At 48.1% G+C, this 21625-nt stretch carries 11 protein-coding genes; 4 read left to right on the top strand and 7 right to left on the bottom strand.

Annotation, left to right across the window (positions count from 1 at the left end):
- Positions 1 to 9: 9 nt before the first annotated feature.
- The 6 genes from MK185_08660 to MK185_08635 all read right to left on the bottom strand — a co-directional run bounded on the left by MK185_08660 (position 10) and on the right by MK185_08635 (position 13426).
- Positions 10 to 5913 (bottom strand): OmpA family protein, encoded by a 5904-nt coding sequence (locus MK185_08660; protein MCH2040691.1) that lies wholly within the window; start codon positions 5911 to 5913, stop codon positions 10 to 12.
- A gap of 4 nt (positions 5914 to 5917) precedes the next feature.
- Positions 5918 to 7168 (bottom strand): hypothetical protein, encoded by a 1251-nt coding sequence (locus MK185_08655; GenBank protein MCH2040690.1) that lies wholly within the window; start codon positions 7166 to 7168, stop codon positions 5918 to 5920.
- Positions 7169 to 7187: 19 nt separating this feature from the next.
- Complete coding sequence (locus MK185_08650) at positions 7188 to 7649, bottom strand: DUF11 domain-containing protein (GenBank protein ID MCH2040689.1); 462 nt, start codon at positions 7647 to 7649, stop codon at positions 7188 to 7190.
- A gap of 10 nt (positions 7650 to 7659) precedes the next feature.
- The gene (locus MK185_08645; GenBank protein ID MCH2040688.1) at positions 7660 to 8691 is read right to left on the bottom strand and encodes a hypothetical protein; all 1032 of its coding nucleotides are present in this window, start codon (positions 8689 to 8691) and stop codon (positions 7660 to 7662) included.
- A gap of 10 nt (positions 8692 to 8701) precedes the next feature.
- Complete coding sequence (locus MK185_08640; protein MCH2040687.1) at positions 8702 to 11800, bottom strand: DUF11 domain-containing protein; 3099 nt, start codon at positions 11798 to 11800, stop codon at positions 8702 to 8704.
- A 498-nt stretch (positions 11801 to 12298) separates the two neighbouring features.
- Positions 12299 to 13426: a DcaP family trimeric outer membrane transporter gene (locus MK185_08635; GenBank protein ID MCH2040686.1), complete on the bottom strand. Its 1128-nt coding sequence runs from the start codon at positions 13424 to 13426 to the stop codon at positions 12299 to 12301.
- A 245-nt stretch (positions 13427 to 13671) separates the two neighbouring features.
- Between MK185_08635 and acs the strand changes: the two genes are divergently transcribed.
- The 3 genes from acs to MK185_08620 all read left to right on the top strand — a co-directional run bounded on the left by acs (position 13672) and on the right by MK185_08620 (position 16978).
- Positions 13672 to 15624: an acetate--CoA ligase gene (acs, locus tag MK185_08630; protein ID MCH2040685.1), complete on the top strand. Its 1953-nt coding sequence runs from the start codon at positions 13672 to 13674 to the stop codon at positions 15622 to 15624.
- Positions 15625 to 15778: 154 nt separating this feature from the next.
- Positions 15779 to 16450, top strand: a complete 672-nt coding sequence (locus tag MK185_08625) for a response regulator transcription factor (protein MCH2040684.1) — start codon at positions 15779 to 15781, stop codon at positions 16448 to 16450.
- Between the two features lie 201 nt (positions 16451 to 16651).
- Complete coding sequence (locus MK185_08620) at positions 16652 to 16978, top strand: hypothetical protein (GenBank protein MCH2040683.1); 327 nt, start codon at positions 16652 to 16654, stop codon at positions 16976 to 16978.
- Here the strand turns inward: MK185_08620 and MK185_08615 are convergent, their stop codons facing one another.
- The gene (locus tag MK185_08615; protein MCH2040682.1) at positions 16979 to 20443 is read right to left on the bottom strand and encodes a hybrid sensor histidine kinase/response regulator; all 3465 of its coding nucleotides are present in this window, start codon (positions 20441 to 20443) and stop codon (positions 16979 to 16981) included. It abuts the gene before it with no gap.
- Between the two features lie 294 nt (positions 20444 to 20737).
- Here MK185_08615 and MK185_08610 point away from each other — a divergent pair, with 294 nt between their 5' ends.
- Positions 20738 to 21595, top strand: coding sequence for a sterol desaturase family protein (locus MK185_08610; protein MCH2040681.1), 858 nt, complete (start codon positions 20738 to 20740; stop codon positions 21593 to 21595).
- Positions 21596 to 21625: the final 30 nt, after the last annotated feature.

The raw sequence follows: 21625 nt of genomic DNA, 5'->3' as shown, positions 1-21625 counted from the left end.
ATTTGTGACTTATTGGAATGCTGCTCGGAGTGTTTGCAGAGTTTCCTGATCTGCTTTGAAGCGCATCTTCAGGTAGACACCCTGGGCTGTAAAGTTTGCAGCTGAGAAGTCGTCATCTACAAAGCCGCTAAAGTTGTAACCAAGACCCAGCCAAACATTGGTCTTTGGTATCCAGCCAACTGATACGCCATACCCCTGTTGCGTCTGGTTCACCTGATAACCATGCAGGCGACGAGCATGTGCGCCGAGGTCCCAGCGATCGTTCAGATGATGACGCCATTCTGCAGCGATAAAATCGGTAGTGGCTGCGTAATCATTGCTATTGTATTGATCCAAAACACGTTTAATACCGTACTGCGCTGCCAGCTGATCACGAGCGGTAATTAACCAGTTAACGTGTGCGTTATTAATCAGGCGGCGACTGCGAGCAGGTGTCCCCTGGCCACCATCAGCTTCCTGGACCCAACGTGTCTGTAATAACAGCGCGTAAGGATCTTTGCGTGGACGAATGGCCAAATCGAACTTCGCATCCAGTTTTTTACTGTATTTGTCCTTATTCTCGCTATGGAAATAGTCGAGGCTACCGCCGGTTGCAATGGCATCGCTCAGTGGGTGATAAATACTGGTTCGGGCTGTCCATTTATCGGTGTTGTTACCATCACGGAATTCCAGCCGGTTATTCCATTGCCAGATGGAAGTTCGCAACGCGGAGCCCGCATAAACAGCATAGAAGTCTTCGCTGTTTTGCCCGACTTCGGACGGCGCATTAGTTTCCAGATTCCTAGCTTGATCAAAACCAGCGCTCAAACTCAACACATCAGTAATCGGAAATTCCTGGCTTAAACCAGACACACTGAATAAGCGGTAGGCATCGTCTTGTTTAACCTGCTCGATAGATTGCTGCGCTTTGGCTCCGGCCCAAGGAGTTGCACGCAAACCAATAATGGTGCGCTGGGGTGCATTCTTCTCGAAGCCCAATTCGTGTTCGCCAAATACACTGTAGTCGTTGTTTATCCGGTAATCGGCTCCAAGGCGCAACTGATCTTTTGCATCAGAGCGAGCGGAGATACGCGCTAATAACTGTGCATTCAAAGTAATACGATCATTGAAGAAGCGATTACTGAAACCTGCGGTAAGCTGATCGCTGTATAAGTCGCTACCTTCATTTTCTTCGGCTGACGATAACGCGCCAAAAGAGAATTGCTGGTCACTGTTGAGACGGTGAATCCAGTCCAGTTGAGTCTGATACTTATCGTCACCTGTGCTGATTTTATAATGGTGGAATGCGTTCAGTTTCAGACGATCACGATCAGACAGGTACCAGGTACCTTCGATGCCTTCTTTTCGGAAGTCATTTTCCGCTGAAGAGGATTGATCGACACCAAAGTTTTCTTCCTGACGACGAACATAAGCTTTGGCTTCGATGTTGTCTGTTCGGTGAGTTGCTTCCAGTAAATGTGCTTTTGCCGAAGTTTTCTCACCCTCAACCATACGGTCACTGAACGCGGTTTCAGCTTTAATCTCAGTGTTTCCCAGTTTCAACTTAACATCGGCTGCCTGCAGCGCACGACCATCGCCTTGCTGGTTTTGTTTGATGACAGTGACACCGGCCTTTACGGTGTTATCGAGTAACTTAATGCCTGCCCGACCACCGGCAATGTGGCCAAGCTCACCGCCTTGATCAACATCATATTCGGCAATTATAAAGCGGGGATTAAAGCTATCATCGGTACTCAGTATTGGCTGTTTAAAATAAACCGTACCGTCCTGATAATCGATTACATAGTCGCTGTCGCGTTGCAGCTCCTGACGTGAGATAACGATTTCGCTACGGAAACGATCACGTATTTCAAGATGAATTTTTTCGCTGTTGGCAACAAGCTGTTGGTTGCTGAAACGATAGAGACCGGAAGTTCCGTCACCCTGAATTTCGTCACGTGCATAACCGTTATCACTTTCAGCTGCGAATGCTGAGAATTCAAACACTTCACCCTGATACGCTGTTTGTGCACCCGTCATTTTACGGCTGTAGCGGCCCAATTCGGTAACGGTTAAATCCGTATTGATGTCGCCGAATAATGCATAAAAACGTTCGCGCTCGATTTTCACATACAGTTTTTTGGCTGAGCTGGCGTCAAGGCGTTGCTGGCTGGCATCACCATATAAGGTGTAATACCGGTTGGGTTCGATCGTGCGAGCAAATGCTTCAGCTTCTGGTTTTCCTGAGTCATAAGCGGCAGTAATTAACCAGTCGCCAGGTATTTGTCCCTGAGTGAAAAATGCTAAGCGTCCATCATGATAAATATTATCGTCGATACCTTCTGCTTTGCGACCAGCAGAATCACCACCGCCTGCATTGTAACCGACGGCCAAATCACCCAATCCCACAAGAATCCAATCGCGTTTCGGCGCCTGCATCCAGATACGTAGTTCATCTTGTTGGCCATTGTTATGGCGGAAACGCAGAACAGCTTCACCCGAGGTACTGGTAGGAGCTAAACGAATCAATGCGATACCATCTGCGCCAATGCGGTAGCGCGGCTTCGTGGTACGACCTAACGGGTTGGCTTCGATTTCAGCATTTTTATCGTACAGTTGATAAGGTGCCTGAATCTCCAGCTCACCTTGTACGTCTGCCCGAATCGGGAATCCGTCCTTATCCGTCAGTTTGACCGCAATCACGGCCGGAGTAATACCATCGGCGATTGCGCTGGATTGGTCTTCTACTAATTCGGCTTTGGCCGGGTCCTGTGCGTATTGTACGGTACGGTTAAATTGGCTGATGATATCGCCGTCTTTATCAATTACGAATACGCTGAAACGGTTTGGGCCTGGTTCAATATCAACACCACGCCAGGTACTGACGGCCAGGTCCCGTTGACGACCTTTAACAACGCCATCAAAGTTCAGTGGGCTGACCGGTTTATTGTCCAGCAGCAGCTTGATACGTTGACCTTTCTGGTGAGAAATGGCGATTTTTACTGAGCCAATACTTGGGCTACGATCAAGCGGTGGCCATAACCATTGTGCGTTATCAGCCGCGCTGTTAAACCAGTTATCATCAAATTCCGGCATCAGTGGCTCAACAGGCAAAGCAGCAGGGTTTCCTGAAGCGGTTGCCGGCAAGTCACTGAGGAACCCCTCAATATCTGTTTGCACACTTGCGACCTGAATGTCGCTATCGATGCTGGCCAGCTGGATATCCGGATCGCCGGATAATACTTTGACTTCAACACGGCGGTTCAGCGCACGACCATTTCGTGTGGCATTGGACGCAACTGGTCGCGTTGCTCCTCTACCGGTGAAAATAACCTGCTCTTGGGTAACGCCCAATTCAGCAGCAACGTATTCCGCGACCGATTTCGCACGTGCTTCCGACAATACCTGGTTATTCTCAAAAATATGCCGATTACGTCGTGCGATTGGGGTGCTGTCGGTATGACCCACAACTTCGACTTTCAGATTACGTAGCCCAACCAAACGATCAATGACTGATTTCAGGTTAGTTTTATCCTGTAGCGTGAGCACGTCAGAAAAATTATCGAACTTTGGCGGTTTAATTGGCTTCACTACGCCATCGTCTGGTGGCAACTGCAGCACAGCCGTCGTACTTGCTGGTTTAATTTGCTGAGTACTTTTACCTTTTACGTTAAAACGGGTAATGGCTTTGGTTTCTAAAATACCACTTTTGGCTTTATCACTCACGACCGCAGTAAATTGCAATTGATGTTGCCACTCTTTCGGTTTGTCACCCAGCTTATAAATCAAAGTGCCATAAGTAATACGCGGATCTTCCCAGGGTACGTTGTCCAATACCGAGCTTCCCGGTTCATAAATCACACCGTCTGGCAGAGCAATCATCTCCATCAGGTTGAAGATATCCAAACCGCTACCATCGATGTCGAGAGTAAACTTCAGTTTTTCAGGGACTGGAGAGTTGTAGGGCATACTGCCATCGGCCAGTGTCGACAGTGGCACCAACTGGTGGCTCAGGCGCTGGCGAACTTCCCCTTTCTCAGGTTCTTTGACTTTTAAAGCAAAATCAACGCGCCAGAAGCTGCCAGGCTGTACATCGACAAATTGTGAATAGGCACGACCTGCATGGAAACCGCGATTGTCGCAGGCAACAGCTTCCATGTAAGGTGGAATGGTTGAGGTATCAAGCTGCACTACATGAGTGCCCGGGCGCACATCTTCAATATGCCATTCACCGGATTCATCGGTAACCACGTAAGTGCCATCTTCCATATACAGACGCACGTTAGAAACGGCCTCCGCATCCAGATTGCCGTTGCAATCATCGAGATAAACCCGGCCGAACAAGCGTGACGTATCTTTGAAGAAGTCATCACGTATCAGTACTCTTGCCTGAGCAATATTGGAGCTGACATTATCGTCCTCCAACCAGGCTTTATTAATTAACTCACCTTTGGCGAGATTTGTTACCTGAGTAACATAAGACAAAGTAACGCTTTGTTCTTCGGCAATGTTGCCAATATCAAATGTAAGCTGTTGTGCATTGCCACTGATGACCGGATCGGCAATTTTCTGACTGTTCAGTTGTACTGAACCAGGTTGGAAGCGCAGCCCCGAGGGGAGTTGGTCAATAATTTTACCATCGGTAATTTCAACTTCATTGTTCTTGAGCACGATGCTGTATTGCAGAAAATCACCAATACCGACTTCGTTTTTACTGGCGCTTTTAGTAACCAAAGCACCGCTGGTACGAATGTCTACAGGCACATCGGCAATAAAAATATTCTGCTGAATGACAAACGGCTGACCGCGGGAAATTTCTGTTAAACGAAACGGATTGTCAGTGTTCGAAGGTACTTCGGATAATTCATCGTTGGATCTTTTCGATGGAACACGAAGATCTACCGGGGCTTCGAACTGCAACTGGTAGCTGCCAGGTCTGACGAATGGGAAACGGAATGAACCCGCCGGTACATCTTCCTGATTATTGAGTGTCATCAGGTTCTGAGTGCTGGAAGGGCAGGATGGTTGACCTGCTACAGCATCCGTTGGTCCCTGGCCGCTGATAAAGGCATTTTGATAACAAACCGCTGCGTTATCATCCAACACTTTGCCTTGAGCTGGTTTGCCGGTATTGGTGTCGATCAGGGTTACTTTAATGCCGTCTATCGGCGTACCCGTCTGAGAGTTAAAAATACGACTGTAAGGATCGAAACGGGTTTGCAGGCTAACGCTATCCGTGTTGTCGTTTGCGTCGATGTAACTAACTTGCAATCGGTCATTGCGGTCTAATGTTAAAGCGCAATCATAAGATTGTGGGGTATTCAGTCGGGTTTGAATAAAGCCCACAAATACACCGGTATTAATGTCGGTCTCGGATAACCGAATGGTTTCCTGATCTGAACCTTTGGTGTTTGTTACGGTAACGGTAATCTCATCATTACGTAACGGATTCAGATTTTTGTCCGCCTCAGTTACCTGAATAAATAACGGTTCGCCAACTTTAAAGCCAAACTGAGAATCGGCCAGCTGGTAATTGCCTGGAATATTATGCGGTGCTGCGTCACCCAATTGGGTAAAGCTGGTTTGTTCAGTAAAGCTGTCAGCTGCTGCGCTGGTCGCACAGGCACTGTTGGTAATTGGAGTGCTCTGGCTGCCGCCCCCAGCAGACTGGAAGTGTTTAATTTCTATTGTTGCTTCGGTTGGAGCAACCGGGCCCGGAAAAATTTGTTCAGTAACAAAACGGGCTGAATCTTGTTCGGTTCTTTCAACGCCATTAACTTCATACGTTGCTTTGGCGATGTTGGTGATTTCGGTATTAACCGGTGTAACTGCTAATACCGAAACCGGCGTTACCGTCACGCACGCGCATGCAAAAGCCCGAAGCCAGTTGGCTCCGGTCTTTTGCAGGCGAGTGAGTGGGGTAATTACTCGCATTGTCTTACTTAATCTTAACCGTGTACTTAATCACAGCTTTTTGATCAGCCGGGTAAGTAGCGAATACTGCTGAGATATTTCCACTTGGTGTAGTAATAACAGCTTCAACAGGAGTGGCTGGGTTCAGGGCCGGCGCCGTTGTATCGGAACTGATTTGTTCGCGGGTTTGGTCTGCCGCGGTACCGTTTTTATTGTCGTGTACAACATCGAAACATGTACCACCTGTAGTTTGAGCACTATTGTCTGCTGATTGACAAAGTTCAGTGTCTGAATCCAAAGTATCACTGATTGTCATTTGGCCAGCTACGCTACCAAAGTTTCGTAGTGTAATGGTGTACTCGACAACAGCGCCAGGAATTGCTTTTGGATACACCTCACTGCCTGAAGTTGTATTCAATGCTCCATTGATCGGATCCCAGATTACACGAGAAGACTTAAATAAACCCTTTTCAGTTTCCGGGGCGGTAGGATCTGTTGGTTCTGGGAAATACGGTAAATCAAGTTGTACTGCTTCCAGAACTTTTTCCGAGTTATCTCCTAACACACCATTGCCATCATCAGCAAATACAATCTGAACATCACTTGTGTCAGCAGTGCCGTTATTATCGCTGGCACCGATAGCTTGAGTGCTGTTGTCGGCGAGCGTTACTTGTACTGCTTTTGCTTCAAATTCTTGAATTGCAACAGTAGAAGAGTTCAGGCCATTGCCAGTGAATGCTGCTTTTGCGACGGTTACATCAATACTGATATTTGTGTCTACCGCAAGGCCGCTAACAGTAATGATTGACGTTGAGTCATCAACACTGATTGTTGCACCGCTGCTGCCACCTGTCGTGTCTTCAGTCACGCTGTAGTCAGCTGATACCAGATCATAGGTATCTTTTGTTGTATTGGGCGCAGATGCACCATACAAAAGATGGTCTGAATTCTCAGCCAAGTCAGTAATCTTAATTTCAAAGTTACCTGCAGCGTTACCGGTGTTGCCGAGCTTGATACTCGCAATTTCGACACTAGAACCAGAGAGGTCATCGGTATAAATAACTGAGTTGTTGGTCTCTAAGTTGAAATCAATTTTGACGTCGACTGCAAAATTATTAGTCGAGTTTGTAGTTTGATTTGAACCATTAACGCTGTAGCTCAAGTTCGCTTGGTTTGTGATAGTCGTGCCTGCGGTAGTTCCCGCAGCATGAGCATTTGCCACTGCCAAACTTAATGCACCGAAGACTACCGGTGCGACCATATTTCTTAGTTTCATCGTTTTTGTCTCCTAGAAGTTATTTCACACGCACTTGGAATTCCACTGAACCGCTTGCTTTCGGCGCAACTGCTTCTGGCAGCGTCCAGCGGATGTGGGTGATATCTTCGGCGCGGGCTTTTCGTTCTTTGCCGTCTTTAATAACGACTAATTCAGCAGTGCGGGCAAATTTGTTACCCGCGTCTGCAGAATAAGTAATCTGGCTGCCAGCACCATCAGCGCTGTTAGCCACGTATAACGTATTTTCAGGTACCGGGTTATTAATCACTACGCCAGTCGCTGGCTGATCACCGGTATTCTGATAAGAAATTTTGTAACCTACTTTGTCGCCAGGAATGATTTCCTCGGCGGCTACCCATTTTTCCGAAACAGAGCCATCATCGTTCTGAACAGGAACAATTTTAAAGGCTTCCGTCACCAGAGTAACCTGGGCAAATGCAAAAGCAGGTAAAAATAACAAGGCCGTTAACAGAAAACGCATAGTGCTTTCCTTATTTAATTTCAGCTTGTAACTGAATGTTGAAGTTATCACCGGCATTAGCCGTACCCAGGTTCACAATGACTTCGCCGTCTTTGAATTCACCCTGGTCGTCGTTGAGTGCCGGTGTAAGTGTCGTTGCAACCGCGCCATTTTTGGCTACTGTGAAGGTGCCCGCAGCGGTGACAAAATTCATTTCATTCGGAATCTGGTCGGTAACGACTAAGTTATTTACTGAACCGGTAGAACCTGCCACAGAAACAGCGATCTGATAAGTAACGATGGAACCCGGAACGTACTGGTTAACACCACCTGGAGCAGAAGGGTTACCGACGTGGAAAGGGTCCTCAATTTGCAGAATTGTCTTGTTGATATTGACTGTCAGCGGAGTGGTCGGTGTACCAACAACAAAGGTATCTGTCTTGTTGTTAAACGGGTTGTTACCAACTACTTCACCGGTCGGGAGCAAGGTACCAGCAATTGCAGTTGTGGCTCCGCTTGTATTCGAACTCACTTCCACTTTTACTTTGGCTTGTTGGTTCGACGTTGCGCCAGCAGGAATATCATTCAGGATGAATATTTTACGCGAAGTTTCTGCTGGAAGAGTCAGCAGATCACTGACGTTGTAAACAATGTCGTTCGCATCATACACACCTTGCTCGACTGAAGTGCCATTAGGGTTATCAATGAATACACGGATATTGTTTACGTCAAAGTTATCGGAAACTTCGTTAGTCGCAGAGATTTTAAAGCTCTCTTCGCCGTTACCATTATTGGTTACGGTGTATGTCAGAACTTGATCATCATCGCCTGCGTCAACACTTTGGTTACCGCTGTTATTCGAAGTTACGTTCACTTCAATTCTTTCGAGTACCGTGAACTTTGCTTCATTACTGGTTGCTGTTACACCAGAAGCACCACCAGGGATATCGTAGGTGGCAACTGCCTGGTTGATAATTTCATCGCCCGCAGGTGTTAACGAGAATGCAGCCGAGCTGGCAACTGCTCCGATAGCAAACAGGCTTGTTTTTACCAGGTTCTTCATAGGTTTCTCCTTATTGAACCTTCACTTTATAGTTAAATTGAAACTGTGGCTGAATTGTGTCCGCGGCCTTAAAGATTCCTTTCGGCTTTAAGCGGATATGAGTTACGTTGCCGTCATAACCATCACCGGAGGGGGTCGGGGTATAACTGAACGTATTTCCATAATCGTTTGAAAAATCGATGTCGTCATTGGCGGCATCTAACGAAATAAATGTATAACTTAATCCACTGCTATCGGGGGCAGTACCGTCGATAAAGTCAACCGGACCTAGCAGGGACAAGTCACCAACAAACAACGGGAAGCCCTCAGGGATTTGTTCATCAATAATGACGGTGTCAGAATCCGGGCTGCCTTCTCCTGAATTAATGGCCAGTAGTTGATAGATAATTTCCGCACCTGGGATCGCTTTAGGATTATTCGTACCATTAATCGGATCGTTTACCACCGTTGATGATTTTGTGAGCGCGACGTTGGGCATTAATTGAAGAATCTCTATCAACTGCTGTCGCTGATGGCTGATTTCATTTTCCGTTCCCTCTTTTGCGGTAACGGAGAATCTCCAGTCGCCCGGATGATCGATCAACGCAGGAATGCTGTAGTTGTACTCATAGATTTTTTGACCTGAAACCGTATCGTCGACAATAGTCATATCGGTTGCCGCCAGTATTTCTTCATCAGCCGTATCATTAATAGCAACATTGGCAGAGGTGATATCGAACCGGCCGAATGGATCAGAAACTGTGGCATTAATATAAATATTTCGATTCAGGTTACTGCGACTGATTTGCTGTCGGGTATTATCGGCGAACGGTTTATCGAAGAACTGAATCTGATCAACATTAATCACATTGCTGACGGGAAGAATCAGTTTGGATGTATCGAAGCCGTCATTAATCTGGATTGCCATACCATCCGGAATACCAACACCATTGTCCGGACTCGACATCAGGTCCTGAGTTATTCTCAGCGTGAGAGTATCTCCGGCCGCAATGGTTAAATCCTCAACCGTTGGCGCAGTGCTGGTGTAAGGGATGTGGAAATCGAATACCGTCAGTTGCTGATTAGCAGGCAGGACACGATCACGAACGGCACTGGCTAATAACGTACCATCGCTTTTTTCCAGGCGGAAAGTGATATCGTGATTACGCCGGATTTGACCGAGCCGTCCGTTGCGGTTGGAGCCGGTATGACGTAAATGCAGTCTGACAACGACCCCTTTTGCTGTGGGCGATAACTGCAGATCTTTTTCAAGAGCGGGTGTGATCACCCAGCTTCGTGATTCGCCTCGGGCAAAACTGATTTCAGGCAGTGCGCCATAAGGCGTGCGTGTCATAGAGGTGACATTATTTAAATACAGCGCTTTATTTCCCGGTTCGGCTGTAAACTTGGCAGCAACTGTCAGATCGGGTGCCTGAATCCAATGTTGACCATCACTGATGCTGAGCAGCGCACTGTTACTGATTACTGTTCCGGTGGCTATATCATTTTTAATTACGGCATCTATTTCAATGGTGATTGTATTGCCAACTCCAGCCGGAATGGTGATGCCAGAGCGAGTGAATACATTCCCTGAAATTGGTCCGGTGGTACCACCCTGAGAAGAAACAACAGCAATCTCGCTGAATGCATCTTGAAAGGTATCCTGAATCGTTACGCCGCTGAGGCTGGCACCATTGGCTTCATTCAAAGTAATGGTGTAGCGCAGAATATCTCCCTCTTCGACGTTACCACCATTAAGGTCCGTTACCTGCTTAGTCGATAAGCTGAGGTCAACAGCACTGACATCAATGCTGGTTGTTGAACTGTTATTCAGCGGAATATTATCAAACTGACTGTTACTGGCCGTTACCTCAATATTGTGGGTGCCAACGGAAGCAACGGTGGTATTCAGAATAATAGAGAGGTCTTCACTCTGATCGTTGCTGTTAATGATGGGCGCGTAAGTACAGGTCACCAAACTGGATGTTGCAGCACAAGACCAGCCACTTCCGGTTTGAGAATTTAACGACAAGCCTGTAGGCAGGGTGAATTGAATCTGCGAATTCGCCAATGTTGCATTGGGACCGTTGTTACTCAGGGTTAAGTCGATGGTGGTTTGGCTATTAACCAATGCATTGCCTGATGATAACGATGAGATAGAAAGATCGGCAACTTCGAGGTTGGGTACACTGATAATTTCGGCAGAGAGAAAAACACGGTCTTGCCCGGTTGCATAGGTGGTGGAAACGGAGGTTGCTCCAGAAATCAGGTAGTTACCAATTTCATAGACATCCAGATCCACGCCGTCAGTGTCTCGAGTCGCCGCACTGATATTAGCATTCGAGTAGGAATTAAATTGATTGCTGCTTGGGTTGTTGGCATCCGAAAGTGTTTGACCATTGAAGGTAAGTGTTTCTGTGGTGCCAGTCGACGGGTGCTGATACGAATTCCCCTCGTCACCTTCCCATGTTATGTGAGCGTGTTTTCCTCCCAATGCAGCTGGGTTATCGGCAATGACAAAATTGTTCGGTGTCAGTGTGATTGATGTACCCCAAAAATTTTTGAAGCCATCAAATATATTCACAATTCGCAGCGGTTCTAGGCTGTTTTCATAAATAACAACCGCTGCCCAGCCGCCATAGGCGCGACCGCCATTACAGTAAGAGGATGAGCCGTCAAAGTTCAGACCGGATACTTGATAGCTTTTGTTCCCGGATATGCGACTCGTAATGTCTGCGCGGTTACTGTAAAAATCTTGCGTACCCACCTGCTCGGTATAGCGTTTATCGAAGCTGGCTGTAACGGATTGGCCATCAAAAGTTACGGTGTTGTCCGCACTACCAGATCCTGACCAATAGAGGTATGCAGCTTTAACTGTCGAGCCTGTTGGCAAACTCAAAGAGGCTGAAGAGCTACCCAAATTAGAACATCCGTTACGCATTGTATTGCCAAACATGGCAAACGAAATATTACCTGCGAAGCTCTCTCGTAACAGAATTTCTTCTTCAGAATTGGCGGTTAGCGAAATGGTCACAAAAAACAGCCACACAAACCCCTGAGTCGTCAGCTTATAAAAGCCGAGCCACTGCCGCGTTGGGTTGTTGCTGTGAATTGTGATGCTGTGAACCAAGCCGCAATTCCTATTAATGAGGTTTACAAAAATCAACCGTTACAATTAGTAATTTTGCGCAATCAGTGAATGGTATTGCCCCGTCATGGAACAGTCAATTTACCGACAAGGTACGTTATAACCAAAAAGGGGGGGCGCTAAACCTATGATTTTGTAAAATATTTTTGAATAGACCGAAAAACCCCGCTAAAACAGCGGATTTAGGCCTGAAAAGGATGAAAAACACATTTCTGACGCAAAAACAGCGTCAATAATCGGGATTAAGTGACGTTTATTGTCACCGATCGGCATGAAAGTCAGGTTAAATGAAAGATGTTAAATTATGTAAAAGCTGTTACAGGAGAGCGCAATTTTCACTGCAGGGATGCGGTTGCGTTAAAAAAGACCGGAAAATGGTAAACCTGGTACGATGGTGCTTGCAATAGGCATTGGTATTTTTTCCGCGCGTTAACGGTAAAAAATAGCGGCTCAATGGCCGCCTTATTTAACAATAAAAAATCAGAAAGCGTATTTTGTTGTGAAGTGAACACGGGTTAAATTGCCTTCTTCGTCGGTATCCAGTTTATGAGTGGCCTGGCTCAATTCGATGCCGTAAGTCAGTTTATCAACCGGGGAGAACATCAGATTTAAACGGACGCTGTAGGATGATTCTGTGTCACCGGTGTTATCCACATCGTAATCTGCTTTCAACATGGAATAAGCAAGCGTACTGCGCAGTTGTCTGTTCCAGAAGTGACGGTAGCCAACAAATGCAGCGGTTACATCAGTCGCTGATAAATCACCGTCTTTTATAACGGCATCTGCAGCTTCACTCAGGCCGACATAACGACCAATGGCACCTTTGTTCACTGCAAACTTAATATCATCTCTGCCCAGTGCGATCTTACCCGACAGGCTGATACCAAAGCCAAGAGTGGATTCGGCTAATTTAGGCACATTGCCGTTTGCCGCGGTGTAGGTATTCAATTGGCGACCGATTGCTGCCAGGGCAAAAGCACTCTTACCAGCTCGGAAATTATAACGCGCGACAACGTCGGGCACAGTGCCATCATCGTTGGCGTCAGGAGTGGTTGTTTCCGAATTCTCTAACGCGAACTGAAAGTTTCCATTGGTGTAGCGGATCATCGCCTGGCGGTTGAATACCGTGCCATCACTTACACCCACAAAATCAACGGTTTCTGGCAGCGCGACAATGTTCATAAAGGTTGACCAGGTTTGACCAAACAGCCAGTTTCCTGTCTTGATGAAAGCATGGCGCAGACGTGGGTTGTAGGAGTTGGAGACCACTTCATTACCGCCCGGCGCCAGCATAAAGTCTAATTCGACAAAGCTGGTGATTCTCCTGCCGTGTGCAAAATCGGTGACGGTTTTGAAGTTGAATCGCGAAGTTTTGGCGTGAATATCGAAGTTGGTCACTGAATCCCCATCGCCACCCTTCGGGCTGGTGGGGATCGTCGCCGGTACATAAAAATCACGACCAGCGCTTGCGGCAGCTATTTCGCCTTCGGAGTACTGGCTGATGGTTGCATCCAGCTTGATGTAACCGCCATATGAAAACTCTGTGTTTGTTGCATGAACAGCCATCGGAAGGGCTGCGGCCATTAGGACTAGAGGGGTCTTGCGCATGTTCGCTCTCCGTTTATTATTGGTGTGCATCACCACTATGGTGCACGGATTCCACCGGTTGAAATTAGCCAAAGGTCGAAACGCAGCGAGATTTAAGTATAAGTACTTAGCATTGATCGGCGACGTATTGCGTGAATAGACCATTGTCTAATACTTAGAATAGCCAGCCGTGACCAATATAAAGAACAAGAAAAACATCAGCTGTGATTCACACACGGCAAATCTAATCAAATAGGGGATTCGCTATGAGCGAACAGAAAGTCTATCCGGTGAAGCCAGAGTTCTCAGACTCGGCATGGATTAACACCGAAAAGTACCAGCAAATGTACCAGCAGTCTGTTAGCAATCCAGAGGGTTTCTGGCGCGAGCAGGCTGAACAGCGTATCGATTGGATACGTCCGTTTACTCAGGTTCGCAATGTATCCTTTGATGATCACAACGTTGATATTCGGTGGTATGAAGACGGTACTCTGAATGCTTCGGTTAATTGTTTAGATCGTCACCTTGAAGCGCGTGGCGATCAGACCGCAATTATCTGGGAAGGGGATGATCCGAATCAGGATAAGCACATTACCTATCGCGAATTACACGAGCAGGTGTCACGTTTTGCCAATGCATTACGTAGCCAGGGTATTCAGCGTGGTGATGTCGTCTGTATTTATATGCCCATGATTCCTGAAGCCGCTGTTGCCATGCTGGCTTGCACCCGAATTGGTGCCATTCACTCGGTCGTATTTGGTGGATTTTCTCCGGATGCACTGGCAGGACGTATTGAAGACAGCAACGCAAAAATTGTCGTGACGGCTGATGAAGGCGTGCGTGCTGGGCGTGCTGTTCCGCTGAAGGCGAATGTCGATGAAGCGCTGAACAACCCGAATGTCTCTTCATTGGAAAAAGTCATCGTGGTTAAACGCACAGGTGCAGACGTTGCCTGGCATGCAAGTCGTGACGTCTGGTACGAAGAACTGGTGGCTCAGGCTTCATCAAACTGCCCGGCAGAAGAAATGAATGCCGAGGATCCGCTGTTCATTCTTTACACCTCAGGTTCCACCGGCAAACCAAAAGGTGTGGTGCATACCACGGGTGGTTATATGGTGTGGGCTTCGATTACTCACCAATATGTATTCGATTACCACGACGGTGATGTATATTGGTGTACTGCCGACGTCGGTTGGATTACCGGTCACACCTATCTGTTGTACGGACCGCTGGCCAATGGCGGCATCACATTAATGTGTGAAGGTGTACCAAATTACCCGTCTGTTAACCGTGTATCTCAGATCGTTGATAAGCATCAGGTTAATATCCTTTACACCGCGCCAACCGCTATCCGTTCTTTGATGGCTGAGGGGAGCGCCGCAATTGAACAAACTCACCGCGAATCGTTACGTTTGCTGGGTTCCGTAGGAGAGCCGATTAACCCGGAAGCCTGGGAGTGGTATTACCGCACCGTGGGTGAAGAGCGTTGCCCGATTGTAGATACCTGGTGGCAGACTGAAACCGGCGGCATCATGATTACACCACTGCCCGGTGTCACGGATATGAAACCTGGCTCGGCAACCCGACCGTTCTTCGGCGTACAACCAGCACTGGTGGACAACTCGGGTATGTTGTTGGAGGGCGCCACTGACGGCAACCTGGTGTTGCTTGATAGCTGGCCGGGACAGGCACGAACCGTTTATGGCGATCATGAACGCTTTGTTCAAACTTACTTTTCAACTTTCCGCGGCATGTATTTTACCGGTGATGGCGCGCGTCGTGATGAAGACGGTTACTACTGGATTACCGGTCGTGTCGATGATGTGATCAATGTATCCGGTCACCGCATGGGGACCGCGGAGGTTGAAAGCGCCCTGGTTGCCCATGAAAAAGTTGCTGAGGCTGCGGTCGTCGGTTATCCCCATGACATTAAAGGCCAGGGTATCTACGTGTATGCAACGCTCAATGCCGGTGAAGCAGCCACTGAAGAATTGGCTCAGGAGCTACGCGGCTGGGTACGACAGGAAATTGGTCCGGTGGCGACGCCAGATCTGATCCAGATTACTGCGGGGCTACCAAAAACCCGTTCAGGAAAAATCATGCGTCGAATTCTGCGTAAGATTGCTGCCAACGAGCATGATACTTTAGGTGATACTTCGACATTGGCCGATCCGTCGGTGGTCGACATTCTGGTCGAAAATCGCATGAACCGTGACTAAAGCGGGTCGTGTTGTGAGGTGAAATGCAAGGCTACTCAGGTATGGTATCTGAGTAGTTTTTGTTGTTTTAACCCGTTAGAAAACGCACTTGGGCCGGTCTTGGCATTGTGTATAAAGCGTGTCACGGCAAAGGCTGATGAGCAGGAGGGGAACTATGCAGCTCGCAAAAAAAATAATTATCGCTGACGATCACCCATTGTTTCGTACCGCGATGCAGCAGGCGGTAAGACAACTGGTGCCGGATGTTGTTATTGAGCAGGCAGAGTCATTGCCGGAACTTCAGCGGCAGGTAGAGCAGCATAAAGATGCGGATTTGGTTTTACTGGACCTGCAAATGCCTGGTGCGCACGGTTACTCCGGGCTGGTATTTTTGCGGTCCCATTTTCCTGAAATCCCGGTCATTGTTGTTTCAGCCTGTGAAGATCCGGCGATTATGTGTCAGGCGATTGATCATGAAGCATCGGGCTACATTGCCAAATCCTCGAGATTGGAAAGCATTGCCGACGCCATCGAACAGGTATTACAGGGCGATATCTATCTACCGGAACAAGCCAGACGCCATCAACATCAGCCTGATCAGAGGGCGTTGGATATGGCCGAACGCCTGGCTAGTCTGACACCGCAGCAGTTCCGGGTTTTAACCATGATGACCGAGGGGATGCTGAATAAGCAGATTGCTTACGATCTGGAGGTCAGTGAAGCCACCATCAAAGCGCACGTGACGGCTATTTTCCGCAAGCTGGGTGTGCGTACCCGGACTCAGGCGGTGATTGCTGTGCAGGCACTGGATATCGAAAAACCGGATGCTCTGATTGCTCAAGGTTAAGCCTTTTGCTTTCAGTGGTGACGTGAAGGTTCGGAGGATGGGTGACAACTCATGTAACCCATGAGTCGCGCAAGATTCGCTGGCACGGCTTATTCCCTGCTGTTGTATCAGTCGGATGGGTACAGAACTGAGTGCTACATCGCAAATATTGAGACGCACATACACTATACTGGCCCATTAAACATTCTTACGGATTAATACGTGTTTCGACATCTCGCCAGTATCTGCCTGTTAATCATCCTGACGCTGCCATCGGGTTGCGCTTTTTATCCGCAGGTGGCAGAACACCAGTCTTATTCCGAAAACTGCCAGATGATTACCCGCCAATTGACACTGGAATCCCAAGTGTTGGGTGCGCCTGAGTGCGGAGACAGCGCTGAGGCCTGTTTGGTGCTGTACATTGGAATACCCGCTGCCTCTTTGGTGGTTTCCGGTAGTGCGGTACTGGCTGGCAATACTCTCCATTGGCTGGAATATCATGGGCGCTGTGAGGAGGGCATGGTTAATACAGCCCTGTCAAAGTTCTGATCACTGCGTTTTCACCAGCCGTCGGATCAATGCCCGCAGTGCCGCAGGCCGAACCGGTTTGCTGAGGAAATAGAAGCCGAGACTCTTTGCCTCCAGGGCGACTTCAGGACGTGGATCGGCTGAGATTAAGATCCCGGGTAATTGTCTGTCGTTAAACTTCTCCTGCAATAGTGACATGGTCTGAATACCAGTTTCGTCATTGTCGAGCTGGTAATCACACAGCATGATGTCGGGTTTAAACGGGACTTCCATGGCAGAAGTGATATCGCTGCAACTGTATACATTACACATCCAGCTGCTCAGTAACGCAGTCATCCCGGTTCGTACTTCCGGGTCATTATCAATACAAAAGATTTTCATCCCTTCAACGCTGCCCGCTCCGGCTGCCATATTCGTTTTAACTGGTTTGGCCTGATGCTCGGCTGCGGTCAGCGATAAACTGACACTGAAGCGGGTACCCTTGCCGATAGCGGATTTAACCGCAATTTTATGCCCCATTTGTGTTGCCATTCGTTCGACAATCGCCAGCCCAAGACCAAGTCCTTTTGTATTCTGGCCTTCTTGATTCAAGCGTTTAAATTCGCCAAATATTTCGCTCAGTTTCTCTCTTGGGATACCTGGGCCAGTATCCCAGACTTCGATCGACAGCAGGTCACCGCGTTTGCGACAGCTCAGAAGCACACCACCAATCTGGGTGTAACGCACAGCATTGCTAAGTAAATTCTGGATGATACGCCGCAACCAATGAGCATCACTCATGACCCAATGGTTGCAGTCGCGGAAACGCAGCTCCAGCCCTTTGTCTGCTGCCAGCGCTGTAAATTCATCGCGCAATGGTTTTAGTACGGCGCTGAGATTGATGGGGCGAATGTCTGGCTCCATGGCTCCGGCATCCAGTTTTGATATTTCAACGAGAATAGATAACACGTCTTCCGATGATTGCAGCGAGCCTTCGAGGTGTTCCAGTAATTGACGCTGTTCATCAGTGAGTTGGTGCTGCGCCAGCGTAGAGGCAAACAATTTTGCGGCATTCAATGGCTGCATCAGATCATGGCCGGTCGCGGCGAGGAAGTGACTCTTACTGGTATTGGCTTCAATCAGCTGTGAAGTCAGATCTTCCAGTTCCTGACTGCTTTCTTCCACCCGGCGTTCCAGTTTTATATTGGCCTGTTTAAGGGCCTGCTCCGCCCGGCGATGGGCCGTAATATCGGTAAAGCTGGTGACAAAACCACCGTCTGGCATAGGATGTCCCTGCATTGAAATAACCAGGCCACCGGGCAGCGTGCGTTCGAACTGATGAGGCGAGCCATCGCGCAGGAATTTCATGCGACGGCTGATCTGCTGCTCTGTGTTGCCAGTGCCACAGAACCCTCTTTTGGCATTAAAATCGATCACTTCCTGAATGGGTTTACCAACGTGGATAAAGCCCGGTGGATAATCAAACAGCTGCTGATAACGGCGATTCCAGGCCACTAAATTGAGATGGCGATCAACCACACTGACTCCCTGGTGCAGGTTTTCAACAGCGGCCTGCAATTGTTCACGGCTCATTGAAAATGCCTGACTTGCCTCACTGGCGATAAAGGTGAGATCCCGAATCTGTAGTTGTTCACCGCCTAATAACGTGGAGAAAATAACTCGGGCGGAGGAGGCGCCAACTACCGAAGCCAGGGTTTTTTCCGCTTCGGACAACAGTGCACTGGTCGATTGAGAATGATCGTATTGAACACCGTTACGCTTCTGATAATCGCTGAAAAAAACCTCTGTTTTCTCTAAACCTAATACGCGTTCAAGCACTACCCGTACATCATCGACTTTACAATCAAAGCCAGGGGCAATGTCGTTGCTTTGCATTATTGGTTTAGCGCTGCTGAAATCACTGGCCAGCATACGTTCTCGAACGGAGGCATTAGTGACCACCGAAAAGAACACAAAGCAGCACAGATTAACCGTCAGACTGAGAATCACACCAAAGCTGAAGTCATCCATATTGCCATTAATGAAGGAAGCACTGGTTGCCGCCAACCCCTGATCTGAGTGGCTGGTGATGACCGGTAACAGCAGCGCATAGAACCAAATAAAGGTACCGCTGATAATACCCGCAAGGGCCCCTCTGAGGTTGGCGCCCTGCCAAATAAGACCGCCAATTAATGCCGGGGTAAACTGGGCAACGACGGCAAAAGATAACAAACCGATCGCTGCCAGAGATTCAAACTCGCCGACGCTGCGATAAAACAAGTAGGAACCAAAGATCATGACGACAATGACCAGTCGACGGACGGTCAATACCAGAGCCCGAACGTTGGACGACAACTGCAGCTCGGTTTTTGGTTGTGACCTGCGAAATACCACTGGCAGAATCAATTCATTGGAAACCATGGTGCTGATGGCAATGGTTGCCACAATAATCATACCGGTGGCTGCGCTACCGCCGCCAATAAAGGCAATCACGGCCAGCGCATCCTGGCCAAATGCCACTGGCAGGCTGAGTACATAAGTATCGGCAGTGAAGCCCAGGTCTTTCATAAACAGATGGCCGGTGAGCGCAATGGGTACCACAAATAACAGCATCAATACGAGGTAAGAGGGGAAGAGCCAGCGGGCTGTTTGTACATGGCGAACGGATTCGTTTTCGATTACACCGACCTGAAACTGACGGGGTAAACATAGCATTGCCATACCCGCCAGAAATGTCTGCAATACGAAGGCAAGCGAGATTAGATTGCTGCTCAGCAGCGGGTGATCGGGAGCAACGCTGTTACCCAGTTCAATCACATCCAGCGGGCTTTCAAATAAATAGGTGACGACCCAGATGCCAACCGCCATAAAGGCAATCAGCTTCACCAGCGATTCAAACGCGATCGCCAGCATCATGCCCGGATGCTGCTCGCTGGCATCAATATCCCGGGTGCCGAAGATGATGACAAATACCGCCATCGCGGCGCTGATGTAAAAAGCGGTGTCCTGCCAGAAAAATGCCGTCACCGATGAGCCGCTGACCAATGGCGTTGTGATCAGTGTAAAGCTGGTGGTAATGGCTTTGAGTTGCAGGGCGATGTACGGCACCACGCCCAGAATAGCCACCAAGGTGACCAGAATCGCCAGGCTATGATCGCGACCGTAGCGGGTTGCAATAAAGTCGGCAATTGATGTCATGCGTTTTTCATTGGCGATGCGAATAATTTTGCTCAGCAAACGCCAGAACAACAGCATAAACAGAATGGGTCCAGCGTATACCGCTAGAAAACTCCAGCCGCTGGTTGCCGCTTGTCCAACCGCACCATAGAAGGTCCAGGAGGTGCAATATACCGCCAGTGATAAGCTGTAGACCAGGCCGGTATTATGAATCGGACGACCCTGATGCGCTCTCCGGTCTCCAAACCAGGCAACCCAGAACAACACGCCAATATAGAGTACCGATATCGATATCAGTTGCCATGCCGGAATCATAATTGTCCTTACCATTGTCAGACGATACTGCTGGAATACTAGCACTGAGTCCTGTCAATCCGGTCAGCTTTCTGGTGCAAATTGTCTGTGTATAAGACTAAGGTCTGTGCGATTCAACCGGCACTTTGTCGCCAGAGAAAGTGAGATGTCGGCGATGATGGGGTGACCTAATTGGCGGAAGTCCGCGTCCATAACAACAAGGAAAATCAAATAGCTGGCAGGAAATGTCAAAAAAAAAGGCGGTTTAAGTCAATCTCTGCTGGATACTCAGGGTTATTATTTCGAGCATAACAACAAGAGGTATTCACAATGGAAGATTTGATTCGTGCATTAGCATTCATATTCGGCGCTGGTGCTGTTTTTATCCTGCTGATGTTTCTCGAAGCCTGGTATATGCACCGCAAGACCGGCCACTCCGGATATTACATTAAAGAAACCCTGGCTAATCTGACCACCGGTGCTTCTTATAAAATTGTTGATGGCATCGCCATCGCGCTTTTTATCACCGCGTTTGCCGATGTTATCGCGCCTTACGGATTGCAATGGAACCCCGAACCTTCATTGCTGACCTTTATCATCCTGTTTGTGCTTGCTGACTTTTTTATGTACTTCAATCACCTTGCTATGCATAAATTACGTTGGTTCTGGGTTGTACATGTTACCCATCACTCATCGGAACATATGAATCTGTCTACGGCGTTACGTCAGAATTTTCTGAATGCGTTAAATGGAAACTGGCTGTTAATGTGGGTACCACTGGCATTGATAGGTTTTGATAAAGACTGGATTCTGATCGCGATTGAGGCCAACCTGTTCTATCAGTTTTTTATGCACACCGAAGCCGTTGGTCGCTTGGGGTGGATTGAAAAAATCTTTAATACGCCCTCTCATCATCGGGTGCACCATGGTAGTAACCCGGAACAGATCGACCGTAACTTCGGCGGTGTATTTATTATCTGGGATCGCTTATTCGGCACTTTTCGTGACGAAGATGATGCGGGTGAGATTAAATACGGTGTTACCCGGATGCCAGAGAAGCCTCTGAACCCGTTTTTTATCCAAACCTACGAGCTGGCATCGATGCTGAGAGACGTATGGCGCCATAAAGATCTGCGCATTCTTTATAAACACCCGGAATGGGTATCAGAAAAATACGGCGAGCAATAACGACCGGCATAAAAAAACGGAGGTATGACC

The organism is Saccharospirillaceae bacterium, from assembly GCA_022448365.1.
GTDB lineage: Bacteria > Pseudomonadota > Gammaproteobacteria > Pseudomonadales > Oceanobacteraceae > Bacterioplanoides.
This window is presented reverse-complemented; position numbering and strand designations above follow the sequence as displayed.

Bases quoted from the DNA above. Each gene is read 5' to 3' on its own strand.
- MK185_08660 (MCH2040691.1), bottom strand. From the start codon at position 5,913: ATGCGAGTAATTACCCCACTCACTCGCCTGCAAAAGACCGGAGCCAAC.
- MK185_08655 (MCH2040690.1), bottom strand. From the start codon at position 7,168: ATGAAACTAAGAAATATGGTCGCACCGGTAGTCTTCGGTGCATTAAGT.
- MK185_08650 (MCH2040689.1), bottom strand. From the start codon at position 7,649: ATGCGTTTTCTGTTAACGGCCTTGTTATTTTTACCTGCTTTTGCATTT.
- MK185_08645 (MCH2040688.1), bottom strand. From the start codon at position 8,691: ATGAAGAACCTGGTAAAAACAAGCCTGTTTGCTATCGGAGCAGTTGCC.
- MK185_08635 (MCH2040686.1), bottom strand. From the start codon at position 13,426: ATGCGCAAGACCCCTCTAGTCCTAATGGCCGCAGCCCTTCCGATGGCT.
- acs (MCH2040685.1), top strand. From the start codon at position 13,672: ATGAGCGAACAGAAAGTCTATCCGGTGAAGCCAGAGTTCTCAGACTCG.
- MK185_08625 (MCH2040684.1), top strand. From the start codon at position 15,779: ATGCAGCTCGCAAAAAAAATAATTATCGCTGACGATCACCCATTGTTT.
- MK185_08615 (MCH2040682.1), bottom strand. From the start codon at position 20,443: ATGGTAAGGACAATTATGATTCCGGCATGGCAACTGATATCGATATCG.
- MK185_08610 (MCH2040681.1), top strand. From the start codon at position 20,738: ATGGAAGATTTGATTCGTGCATTAGCATTCATATTCGGCGCTGGTGCT.